This is a genomic window from Campylobacter sp. CH278, assembly GCF_004378845.1.
Taxonomy (GTDB): Bacteria; Campylobacterota; Campylobacteria; order Campylobacterales; family Campylobacteraceae; genus Campylobacter_D; species Campylobacter_D jejuni.
The window spans coordinates 183,108-195,425 of the sequence record NZ_RYXZ01000001.1 but is presented as its reverse complement, the minus strand read 5'-3'; the positions used below and the strand labels follow the sequence as shown (position 1 = coordinate 195,425).

Sequence of the window (12,318 nt, the reverse complement as noted above, 5' to 3'; positions counted from 1 at the left end):
GTTTTTCCTTACGCAAAATAGCCCAACAATGAACCTGCTTTAATTTCATCATTTAAGCCTATATGAATTCTAGTATCTTTTGGTAAAAGTAAACTTATAGAGCCATTGATTAAAAAACCCATTCTATCTCCTGCTTTTAAATCATGAGAAATATTATCGAGCTTTAATTTTCTATCAAAAGAACCTGCATAGATTCGCAAGGCTATCGTTTTATTCTCTTTAACTTTTGCCAAAATAAAAGCTCTTTCATTCATCATTTTTGCAGATTTTAATTCACTGCACAAAAAAAGCCCATGTCGTAAACGAATATCTATTATAGACATTGCAAAAGGTGTATTAAAATTCCCAGCATCATAAAGAGCATTTTTAATAGTAATTTCAACACATTCACCCAAATCTTTATGATGAATATTTTCTATTTTAGTAACCCTACCATCTATAGGTGCAAAAATAGCTTTTTCATCACTACAAACAAGTTCTCTTTTAGGTGTTCTAAAAAGAAAAATACAAATTACAATTAATGCTAATAGCAAGATGGAAAAAGAGTAAAAAATCCACATAAAAATAAAAATCAAGCTTAAAATAATAAGACTTAAATATCCATCTTTTGCAATAAAATCTTTCATTCTTCTACTTTAACTTCAGTTTTAACTTCTTCGAGTTCTTGTAAACGAGTTGGTAGACTATTTTGATCCTCAAACTCTTTAATAATCTCACGCACTTTATTACCTTCAATAGTTTCTTCTTCATAAAGGGCTGCAACCATAGTCTCAATCGCTCCCTTATAAGTATTTAAAGTATCTTTAACATCTTTATAGCGTTCATCTAAGGTTTTCTTTACATAATCATCTAAAGATTCTGCCATCTTTTCAGAATAGTCTTTTATAGTTTGCCCACCACTTAAGAAAGTATTTCTTTGTTTTTCAAGCACCATAAGTCCTGCAATTTCACTCATACCATACATAGAAATCATAGCTTTTATGATATCGGTTGCTCTTTCTAAATCATTACTTGCACCCGTTGAAATTTCACCTATAAACACTTCTTCAGCTGCACGACCACCCAAAAGTACATCTACTTCAGCGATAAGTTCATGTTTTTGCATTAAAAATTTATTTTCCTCAGGAGTATTTAAAGTATAACCTAAAGCCGCAAGACCACGCGGAATCACAGAAACCTTACTTACACGTTTTGCGCCTTTGGTTGTTTCAGCAATCAAGGCATGACCACATTCATGATAAGTAACAATTTTCTTTTCTTTTTCATTAATACGACGTGATTTCTTCTCAAGTCCTGCTATAGCTCTTTCGACAGCTTCAACTAAATCATTTTGTTCTACATATTTTTTAGAATCCCTACCCGCTAAAAGCGCTGCTTCATTAATAATATTTGCAAGATCAGCTCCTGCAAGCCCTGCAGTTAAGCGTGCTATATCTTCTACTTTAACTTTTGGGGATATTTTGACATCTTTCATGTGCACTTTTAAAATATCACACCTACCTTTAAAATCAGGTTTATCAACTAAAACTTGTCTATCAAACCTTCCTGGTCTTAAAAGCGCTGCATCTAAAACTTCTGGGCGATTTGTTGCTGCTAAAACAATGACTGGGGAACTTTCTGTCCCAAAGCCATCCATTTCAGCCAAAAGCTGATTTAAAGTTTGCTCTCTTTCATCGTTTCCACCCATCATGCCACTTGCTGCACGACTTTTACCAATAGCATCTATTTCATCTATAAAAACAATAGCAGGAGCTTCTTTTTTTGCATTTTCAAACAAATCTCTCACACGAGAAGCACCTACACCCACAAACATTTCTATAAAAGATGAACCTGAAACACTAAAAAACGGCACATCAGCTTCACCTGCAACTGCTTTTGCAAGCAAAGTTTTTCCTGTACCTGGAGGTCCAACAAGTAAAAGCCCTTTTGGAATTTTAGCTCCCAATTTAATATATCTTTCAGGATACTTTAAAAAATCTACAATTTCTTTTACTTCTTCTTTAGCTTCTTCAACGCCAGCTACATCGCTAAATTTTACTTTAGGTTTTTCCGAATTTACAAGTTTTTTGGAACTTCCTATCCCTAATATAGAACTCCCCATATTTTTTTGCATACGACTTGCTAAAAACATCCAAATACCAAAGAAAATAAATACTGGCAAAACCCATGAAAAAAGTATATCCGTAAACCAATTTGTTTCAGAATACGCACCATAAGCGATATTTTTACTATCTAGTAAACTCACAAGCTCAGGATCATTAACTTTTTTTGCTGTATAAACAGTATTGTGAGAGCTTGAAATCGCTTTGATTGTTGTTTGTCCTATGCTAACTTGATTGATTTGTCCACTTTCAATAAGCTTTTTTAACTCAGAATAAGGGACATTTTTATTTACTTCATTGCCATTCAATGCCCCGCCAAAAGAACCATTGCCATCAAAAAATCCCTTAAAAATAATTATCATTACAATTGCAAAAATCGCAAAAATAAAAATGGGATTTTTGTTAAAAAAATTATTACCCTGCGGATTACCCTTATTATTTGAGGTATTATTATTCATTACTTATCCTTTTTTATTATTTTTATATACAAAACTACACCACTCATTAATTTGCATTTCATCAATGAGTTCCAAATCTTGAAATTTTTCTTTAATTCTTGTTGAATATTTATCTAAAATTCCTGACAAAATAAGTATAGCATTATCTTCTAAATGGTTTTTAATATCTTTTTCTAAAATTAAAATCACATCTGCAATGATATTTGCAACAATTAGATTATATAAACCATTTGCTTTATCTATAGATCCACACCAAGCCTTGTGAAAATCGACACCATTTAATCTTGCATTTTCTAAAGAACTATCAATAGCCAACTCATCAGTATCACAAATTTCAACATTACAGCCAAACTTTGCCATAATAATACCCAAAATTCCACTACCACAACCAAGATCTAAAGCTCTTAATTTATTTTTAGAAAATTTTTGTAAAAATTTTACACAAGAATATGTGCTTTCGTGATGTCCCGAGCCAAAGGCTAAGGCTGGATTAATCTTTATATTTATAAAATTCTTTTTTTCTTCTTGCCAAGTGGTATGGATGTAAACATTATCCACTAAAATAGGTTTTATGCCTTTTTTATATTCTTGTATCCAGTCCTTGTTTTCTTTCTCTACAAGACTTAAATTAGAAATAATTTTATGGTTTAAATTGAAAGTAGTTGTAAGTTTTTGAGCAAATATTTCAAGCGCCCATGAAAGCTCTTCTAAACTCTCATGGGATCTAATGTAAACACCATTATCTTTCTCTTCTATGGCTTCTATACCTAAATCAAAAGCAAAATCAAGAAATAAATTTTTATACCGCTCTTCTACGATAAAGAACAATTCGTAATATTTTTTTTGCATTTAGAATTTTAAAAATCAGCCTTTACTCAGCTGCACCTTCTCCACTTCCTGTTCCTAAAACATCTTCAAGTTTTTCCTTTAAAACTTGTGGAGTAAAAGGTTTTACAATATAGTTATTTACGCCAGCTTTTAAAGCAGTAATCACTTCAGCTTTTCCGCCCTCAGTTGTAACCATGATAATAGGCATATCTTCATATTTTTTCTCTGCTCTTACTTTTTTTACCAACTCCAAGCCATTCATTTCTGGCATATTCCAATCTGTAATTAAAACTTTTACATCTTCATTTTTAGTTAATAAATCCCAAGCTTCAACGCCATGCTCAGCTTCTAAAACATCATCGTGTCCAAGTCTTGTTAGGGTATTTTTAATAATCCTTCTCATAGTAGAACTGTCATCAACAACTAACAATTTCACAATTTCGTCCTTTCAAAGTTTTTATAGTTTTATTTTACCCTTTTTAGCCTTATTAATCAAGCTAAAAAATTTTAAAAAACAGCATTATATCATCTTTTACTTAAATTTTTACTCAAATATTATTATTTTTATACTTAACCGTAAATAAATATACACTTAAACCCAAAAGAAGTAAGCTCACTCCACCGATAAGATAAATCGCATAAATCATCTGAGAAAGATCACCAATAGCAAGTTTAAATACCAACATCAAAGCTTCTATAGCTAAAGCAATGATAATAGAACCCAAAAATCTCACCATAGTTTTTTGAATTCCACCTTCTTCTTTTTTTGTCCTTCCTAATACTTCTTGTTCGATCAAAGTTTTTGCCAAATCAAAAATAGCTAAAGCTAAAGTTATAGCGATGGTACTTTCAAACATATGTTCTATACCTATAGCTTGATTATCAAAAAGACTAAAAAAACCTTTTTGAAATAAAAAACAAGTAATCACAAATAAAACCAGTGCGAAGCAAAAATATACCAAACGACTAAATTGAGTAAAAACAAATTCAAATTTTCCTGCTTGAATAATCTTTAAAATATCTTCAAGCTTGATATCAATACAAACAACAAAAAGCAAGTTATTTTTATCATCGTAAATTGGCATAGAAGCTGTCACACAAAGCTCATTATTTAAAACCGAAGGATAAGGATCACTCAAAACACATCGTCTTAATTTTACAGCTCTATAAAAATAAGAACGAGTACTTCTATCCTCACCCTGCCCTATTTCATGAGCCTTATTTAGGGAAATCGCATTTTCTATTTGCATGCCTGAAATATCTAAAATATACAAAGCATCAAAAACAACAACTTCATGGGCTATTTTATCCAAAGCTGTTTTAATCGTTTCAAGGTGAATGTCAGGAAGTTTATTGGGCAGATTTCTTGTTAAAATATAACTCATATAAGCTCTAGCACAATAGCGGTTATCTTCAAATCTATGTATATCTTTTATATACATTATACACCTTCTTTATTGTGTTTAAATTCAGGTACAATCTTTAATAAAGCCTCTGAAATATCTTCACATATTTGTAAATTTTCTATCTCTTTATTAAGCCAATTAAGATCAACCTTCTCATTCTTTGCTACAAAAATACTCTCATATTGTGTTTTAGCATCATTTTCATCAATCAAAAGCTCTTCATAAAGCTTCTCACCTTTTCTTAAGCCTGTGATTTTAATTTCTAAATCATTGCGATTAGAAAGTAAAAGCATTTTTTTAGCTAAATCTATGATTTTCACAGGCTTACCCATATCCAAAACAAAAAGTTCTCCCCCTTTTGCGATAGCTCCAGCTTGTAAAACAAGTTGCACTGCCTCAGCCACAAGCATAAAATAACGCACTATATCAGGGTGCGTTAAAGTTAAAGGCTCATTATTGGCAATTTGTGCTTTAAATTTCGGTATCACACTACCACTAGAACCTAAAACATTACCAAAACGCACACAAGCAACTTCAAAATTTTCATCATTCATACTTAAAGTATAAAGCTCGCAAACTCTCTTAGTGCAACCCATAATATTTGTTGGTCGTACTGCTTTATCTGTACTTATCATCACAAATTTAGCTACTTTGTTTTCTTTAGCACTATCGCATAAAATTTTAGTTCCTAAAATATTATTGATTACTGCTGAATGTGGATTTTGTTCGCAAAGAGGCACATGTTTATAAGCGGCTGCATGTAAAATAAGCTCGGGTTTATAAGTTTTTAATACCTCATCTAAACTTTGCTTATCTAAAATACTCAGTAAAATAGGAGTAATTTTTTCTTTATATAAATTTAAATCATCATTGATCTTATAAAGATTATACTCACTATGATCAACCATGATAAGATGCTTAGCACCAAATTTAATACATTGCTTACAAAGTTCACTGCCTATAGTTCCACCTGCTCCACTTACCAAAACTACCTTATCTTTTAAAAAAGCCGCCACAGCACTATCATCTAAATCTTTTGGTTTTCTAGCAAGCAAGTCTTCTATACTGATATCTCTTGCTTCGTTTCTTGTAAAAGAAAATATTTTTACATCGCAAATACCATAAGCTACAAGTTCTTCAAAAAGTTTTTTAAGCTCTTCTTGTTCAAGTCTTAAAGCAATAATGGCAGTTTTTACCCCTTGTTCTACATAAGATTTTATTTTTTCTTTTTCTTCTACAACAAATTTATCACAATAAGTCCCTATAAGCTCTTTTCTCGCATCAACTACGCCCACAGGAAAAAGCCCTAAAGAACCTTCTTTTGCACCTTTTAACAAATGTAAAGCCTTAGAAGTTGCCCCTACTACAATACAAGGAGTTTCTTCTTCTTTCATTCTAGAAGGTTTAAAATCCACAAGCATTCTTTTGCTAATTCTTAAAGTACCTATAAACATATAAGAAAGAACAAAATCTATCACAACAGCACTTCTTGGAAAAGGATTAAAAAAATCACTAAAAAAATAAAAAATAAGAAAAAAACAAAACTCAGCTAAAAGCAAAGCGATAAAAATTTTTCTTGCTTCATTGAGAGAAAAAAATCTCCAAGCTACTTTATAAATTCTAAAAACAAACAAAAATGAAAGTTTTAAAACAAGCAAAATAATAGCAGAAACCATCATGCCATGATAAAAAATGCTCGGAATATCTCCACTAAATCTCAAAGAAAAAGCCAGATAAACACTAAGTAAAATTAAAACAATATCTGAAGTTAAAAAAAATGCTAATCTTTTGCTTTTATAAAAAATCATTTTAAGCCTTTATGCTCTTTAAGATCAGTTTTGAAATTTCATAAACATCATCTTTACTCATCGCCGTGCCACTTGGCAAACAAATTCCTTTTTGGAAAAATAACTCACTATTGCCATTAAGATAAGCCTTAGCTCCTTTAAATACTTCTTGAGTGTGCATAGCTTTCCATAATGGTCTTGTTTCTATTTGTTCATTTTTCAAATCTTCTATGAGTTTTGAAATTTTTGGATGTAAAGCGATATTTTTTTGACTGATATTTATATCTTTTTGACAAGCATTAAGTTCATTTTTATCAAAATCAATCAAAGCTGTACTTAACCAGCGATTACTTCTTGAATTTTCTAATTCATCTAAAAAGCTAAAATACTCTCCTAAAAATTCTTTATACCACTCATAAATTTCTCTTTTTTTAAGCACTCTTTGTTCTAAAACCTCCATTTGTGCTACGCCAATAGCTCCTAAAACATTGCTTAAACGGTAATTATAACCATAATCTAAATGTTCATAATGCAAACAATTTTCCCTAGCTTGAGTGCTATAAAATCTTGCTTTTTCAATCTTTTCTTTATTTTTTCCTATAAGCATACCTCCACCTGAAGTGGTGATAATTTTATTACCATTATAAGAATAAACTCCAAATTCTCCAAAAGTTCCTAAGGCTTTATTCTTATAAAAACTTCCTAAAGCTTCAGCAGCATCTTCAATTAAAACAATGTCATTTTCTTTGCAAATTTCAACAATTTCATCCATTTTAGCCGCATTGCCATAAAGATGAGTTAAAATCAATGCTTTTGGTTTTTTTTCGCATTCTTTAATGGCAAGTTTTAACAAATCTACATCGATATTATAAGTTTCATCACAATCTATAAATACAGGTTTTGCTTTAAGATAACAAATAGGCGCCACTGAAGCAATAAAAGTAAAAGAAGAAGCCAAAACAATATCATCTTGTTTTACCCCTGCCACCCTTAAAGCTAAATGCAAAGCCGCTGTAGCTGAATTTAAAGCTAAGGCATTTTCACTTTTGCTATAATCTTTTACACTTTGTTCAAAGCGATTTACAAATTCACCCAAAGGTGCTATATAATTGCTTTTGAAAACTTCTTCTATGTATTTTAATTCATTGCCGCCCATATGCGGAGGAGAAAGAAAAAATCTCATGATTTATCCTTTGTATAAAACAAAATTTTTATAAATTGACTCTATTTTACCTAAAAAAATTTACAAAGAATCAAACAAAAATCTTTTTATAATCATTTCATATTTTTCTTTTTGCAGGCACTCCCACAAAAACACCTTTTTCATCTTGACTTTTAACCAAAGTTGCTCCACCACCTAAAATACTATCATCTGCTAAGCTTAAATTAGGCAAAACACAAGAATTAATCCCTAAAAAACAATTTTTACCGATTTTTACATTACCCGCACATTTAGCCCCTACACTCACATGAGAAAATTCCCCTATCACGCATTCATGTTCAATCACACTTGAAGTATTCAAAATCACACCTTTTTCTATTTTGGCTTTAGCGTTAACTACTACATAAGGCATGATTAAAATTCCTGCATTTTCTTCCACACTTGCGCTAGAACTTATAAGTGCGCTTTTATGGATAAGATTAACGATTTTAAAACCATTTTCTAAAATTTTTTGATAAATCTTTTTTCGAATTTCATTGTTTCCTATGGCTATAAAAATATCATATTTTGGCAAGGTGCTTTCAAATTTCATTCCTTTAAAATCATCTAAAAAAATACATTCTTTATAACCCATATTTTTAGCCACATCTTCACAAACAAGCCCATGACCACTAGCACCATAAATATAAATTTTTTCAGTTCTTGCCATTAAATTTCTCCGTTGTAACATGGCCCTCTTTGCTTACCCCACTTCGTTTTAAAACCTTTAAAGCTGTTAAAAACATGATTTTTAAATCAAGCAAAAAAGAGATATTTTTCACATAATACACATCAAGTTCGAATTTTTTCTGCCAAGAAATAGCATTTCTACCATTTACCTGCGCCCACCCTGTTATACCTGGACGCACTTTATGACGCAATTTTTGCTCTTCATTATAAAGGGATAAATACTCAACCAAAAGAGGTCTAGGCCCCACAAAACTCATATCCCCTTTTAAAACATTAAAAAGTTGCAAAAGCTCATCCAAACTTAAGCTTCTAACAATTTTTCCAAAGGCTTTCAAACGCAATTCATCGCTTAATAACTCACCCTTTTCATCTCTTTCATCGCTCATGGTTTTAAATTTATAAATTTTAAAAATTTTTTCATCTAACCCAGGACGATTTTGGGTAAAAATTACACTTCCTTGAGTGATTTTTAAAAGCAAAGCAGTGATTAAAATCACCGGAGAAAAAAGCACTAAAAGCACTAAAGCTAAAATAAAATCAAAAATTCTTTTAAAAACTTTTTCATACATTCTTAATTACCCTATCATAAAGTTTTAAATAACGCTGTGCGATAATATTTTCATCGTATTGTAAAGCATCTTGGGCGGCATTTTTAGCTAAATTTAATCTTAATTTTTCATCTTCTAATAAAAGTGAAATTTTTTCGCTTAAATCCTTAGTATTTTTTGTTTTTGCCCAAAGTCCATCATAAGCATTAGAAATAGCCTCTACACAACCTTCGCAGTCACTCACCACTATAGCCTTACCACAAGCTTTTGCCTCCAAAACACTTACAGGAAAGCCTTCTTTATAGCTTGGCAAAACAAAAATATCACAATTTTGCAAAAGCTCGACTATATTACTTCTAGCACCCAAATAATGCACCACGCCAGAGTTTAAAAACTCCAAACTCGCACAAGAAGGATTTTCATCTCTTCCACCAACTAAAACAAAATTTGCTTTGTCTTGTAGTATAGTAGCACTTTCATAAAATTCTTTTATACCCTTATGCCATAAAGCTCTTGCTATCATAAGCACAATGGGTTTTTTATCTATGTTTAAATTTTTCCAAAAAAGCTCTTTTTTTTCCGATTCTACATAAATAGGAAAAAATTTTTTTAAATTGATCCCTACGGATTTTATCACGCAAATTTTATTTTCCTTAAGTCCTAAATTCCGCATAAACTCAGCATTACTTTCATTGACAAAAATAAATTGGTGTGCAAATTTAAAACTTAATTTATAAAGATTATTAATAACAAAACGCACTAAATTTGCCTTAAAACCTTGATCTATATAAAAAGATCCCAAGCCTTCTACTAAAGCAAAACGATAAGGAATTTTTGCCCATTTTGCTGCTAAAATTCCAAAAGTATTGCTTTTATGTGCCGCACTTTGAACAAGATCAAGATTTAAATTTTTCAAAACCTTAGCAAGATAAAAAAAATTCTTTAAAACCACTAAAGGATTTAAACTAGCTCTTGAAAGCTCATAAACAATTACTTTTAAGCCAAGATCCCTAAGTTTTTGCGTGTATTCATCTTGCGGCACTATAACAAAAACTTCATCTTTTCTATCTTTTAATGCTTTTATAATAGGCATTCTAAAATGATAAATACTTGCTCCTGCATGTGATAAAAACCCTATTCTCATTTTCAACCCTTAAATTTTAAGTTTAAAAACCTTAGCATCTCTAGAATTAATCACCAAGTCAAATAAATTCTTATCATAATTTCCTAAAAAAAACATTTGCACATAAGCACTATTAAACATGGTTTTATCCATTAAAATAAATTGTGCGTAAGGAATAGCACTATCCTTTAAATAAAAAATATAAAACTGAGCCTTATCATCGATTGGAGTGATTTTGTATTCACCTTGTTTAATAGAATTAATCTCTACGATACTATTTACAGAAACCACATTATCACCTATTTTAAAACTCCTAAAATCATCGCTTAAAACCACTCCGTTGCTAAGATAAATTTCTCCATTTTTAACATCAAGTGGATAAGCTGTGCTAAAGGTAAAAGGTTTGTCCAAAACTCCTGTATCTAAATTAACAAAAGAAAAACTAGCCACCGTAGAAAAAATCAAAGACATTCTAGCGGGCATATAAAGATAAATATCACGAGTTTTTGGCGTATCGATTTTAAAATCAGGTTTTGATAATGAAGCTAGAAACAAATCCACATTGCTTTGATTATAATCTTTCATCATGGCTTGTAAAATGTCTGTTTTTAAAATATCATTTTGCGGAGCATAAAAGCTTTTTTCTGTATATTCTACACTAAGTCTTGCCATATTAGCCGCAGCTTGTTCATCTTTGCTTAAAGCAAAAGAAGGGAAAAAATTATCCTTACCTAAATGCTTTCCACCATCTACTAAAGTTTTCACATCACTATAATAACGCACAGGATAACCATAATCCCACCAAGTTACCACATAATCTTCTCTATTGGCTATATTTTTTAATTGATTTAATAATGATGCTTCATTTTGAGAAAAAACTGTTGGCGCTTTATAGTTGTAAATATGGATAAATACTGGAGCTAAAGTCAAAATAGTTGCAAAAACAATACAAACATTTGAAGTTAATTGGCTATATTTTTTAACCAATATAGCCTTAAACTCGCTCAATAAAAAACCAAATCCTAAAGCCATTACAGGTACAGAATAAATGGTAAATCTAAGCCCCCCTTTTAAGGCTAAAAACCCAAGCACCAATATAGGTAAAGCCATAATCATACTTTTATGTTTTCTCAAAAGCCATGCAAAACCAAACAAAGAAAACAAAAAAACAATTTCACTACCACTAATTCTTCGCATAAATTCGCTAAGATCTACATTTTCAACTTCTTGTATGGTTTGATTGACATTAAAATACATAAAACCCTGTGTTAAATTCGCACTTTCATCACTTCTAAAAATATAAAATTTAAGCTGATAAAGTATAGGATCAACCCCGCCACTTAAAATCAAAAATATCAAAGTTACACTACCTAAAATTCCTATAATCATAAAATTTAAGCGTTTTTGCTCTAAGGCGAATAAAGCAAAAAGTATTACTATAATGGCACTTTGATAAAACCATGCTATATTTGAAAGAGTAAGAGAAGACAAAATCACAGCTATATAAAAAATCTTTTCTTTTCTATGAAAAATAAGTGTATAAATTAAAAAAAGTCCAATTAAAGCTACATTTAAAGTATAACTTGAAGGATACCACCAAAGATAAATTCCTATAAATAACGGCAAGGCAATCAATGAAAAAAAGTCTTTTTTTAAAATCATTCTTACCATAAAAAATAAAATAAACATAGGCAAAACAATTACCAGCATATCCGTATCATAATACCCACTCATAGTGCGATTATAATAACTGTTTGCTATACTTGCTAAAAGAGCAGCTACAAAGCCCATTAAAGGACGTTTGTATTCGTTAGCTAGCAAAATAGTAGGAATCACCACCAAAGAAGATAAAAAAGTACTCATATATAAAATGATACTTTCAAAAGAAAAAGGTGTGATTTTATAAAGCCAATAAGTAAGCGCGGATAAAGAAGATCCATAATAACTCAAATCATTAGGCTGATGAAAACCTGCTATCATATCTCTTGCGCCCTCAGCAAAAGCATAGCCATCATTTGAAATGATCATTAACTGATTATTGAAAAAATACTCATTAAACTCACTTGCCCACCAAACCCAATAAAACCTGCAAAATACACTAAAAACATAAGCTAATATAATCATCGCAAACAAAACTAAATAAGGGTTTTTTAAATACTCTTTTTTCAACATCTT

General features: G+C 30.8%; 11 protein-coding genes. All 11 read right to left on the bottom strand.

The annotated features are described in order from the left end of the window. Positions 1-8 precede the first annotated feature (8 nt). The gene (locus ELQ04_RS00995; protein ID WP_002868953.1) at positions 9-626 is read right to left on the bottom strand and encodes a phosphatidylserine decarboxylase; all 618 of its coding nucleotides are present in this window, start codon (positions 624-626) and stop codon (positions 9-11) included. Continuing rightward, the gene (gene ftsH / locus ELQ04_RS00990) at positions 623-2,560 is read right to left on the bottom strand and encodes an ATP-dependent zinc metalloprotease FtsH (RefSeq protein WP_044778002.1); all 1,938 of its coding nucleotides are present in this window, start codon (positions 2,558-2,560) and stop codon (positions 623-625) included. Before ftsH ends, ELQ04_RS00995 begins: the two co-directional genes overlap by 4 nt. Before the next feature lie 3 nt (positions 2,561-2,563). After that, positions 2,564-3,409, bottom strand: a complete 846-nt coding sequence (locus ELQ04_RS00985; protein ID WP_002880715.1) for a 50S ribosomal protein L11 methyltransferase — start codon at positions 3,407-3,409, stop codon at positions 2,564-2,566. Positions 3,410-3,431: 22 nt separating this feature from the next. Continuing rightward, a complete protein-coding gene (locus tag ELQ04_RS00980) occupies positions 3,432-3,824 on the bottom strand; it encodes a chemotaxis response regulator CheY (protein WP_002866134.1) in 393 nt (130 codons plus the stop codon). 112 nt (positions 3,825-3,936) lie between these two features. Continuing rightward, positions 3,937-4,830 (bottom strand): PDC sensor domain-containing protein, encoded by an 894-nt coding sequence (locus ELQ04_RS00975; RefSeq protein WP_004316674.1) that lies wholly within the window; start codon positions 4,828-4,830, stop codon positions 3,937-3,939. Next, positions 4,830-6,602, bottom strand: a complete 1,773-nt coding sequence (gene pglF, locus ELQ04_RS00970; RefSeq protein WP_004316670.1) for a UDP-N-acetylglucosamine 4,6-dehydratase (configuration-retaining) — start codon at positions 6,600-6,602, stop codon at positions 4,830-4,832. The genes ELQ04_RS00975 and pglF overlap by 1 nt, the downstream gene beginning before the upstream one ends. A 1-nt stretch (position 6,603) precedes the next feature. After that, positions 6,604-7,764: a UDP-N-acetylbacillosamine transaminase gene (gene pglE / locus ELQ04_RS00965; protein ID WP_004316669.1), complete on the bottom strand. Its 1,161-nt coding sequence runs from the start codon at positions 7,762-7,764 to the stop codon at positions 6,604-6,606. A 97-nt stretch (positions 7,765-7,861) separates the two neighbouring features. Further along, the gene (gene pglD / locus ELQ04_RS00960; protein WP_002937370.1) at positions 7,862-8,452 is read right to left on the bottom strand and encodes a UDP-N-acetylbacillosamine N-acetyltransferase; all 591 of its coding nucleotides are present in this window, start codon (positions 8,450-8,452) and stop codon (positions 7,862-7,864) included. Beyond that, a complete protein-coding gene (gene pglC / locus ELQ04_RS00955) occupies positions 8,439-9,041 on the bottom strand; it encodes an undecaprenyl phosphate N,N'-diacetylbacillosamine 1-phosphate transferase (RefSeq protein ID WP_002853498.1) in 603 nt (200 codons plus the stop codon). The genes pglD and pglC overlap by 14 nt, the downstream gene beginning before the upstream one ends. Beyond that, the gene (gene pglA / locus ELQ04_RS00950; RefSeq protein WP_002937367.1) at positions 9,034-10,164 is read right to left on the bottom strand and encodes a N,N'-diacetylbacillosaminyl-diphospho-undecaprenol alpha-1,3-N-acetylgalactosaminyltransferase; all 1,131 of its coding nucleotides are present in this window, start codon (positions 10,162-10,164) and stop codon (positions 9,034-9,036) included. The genes pglC and pglA overlap by 8 nt, the downstream gene beginning before the upstream one ends. A 9-nt stretch (positions 10,165-10,173) precedes the next feature. Beyond that, positions 10,174-12,315 (bottom strand): undecaprenyl-diphosphooligosaccharide--protein glycotransferase, encoded by a 2,142-nt coding sequence (gene pglB, locus ELQ04_RS00945; protein ID WP_002937364.1) that lies wholly within the window; start codon positions 12,313-12,315, stop codon positions 10,174-10,176. Positions 12,316-12,318: the final 3 nt, after the last annotated feature.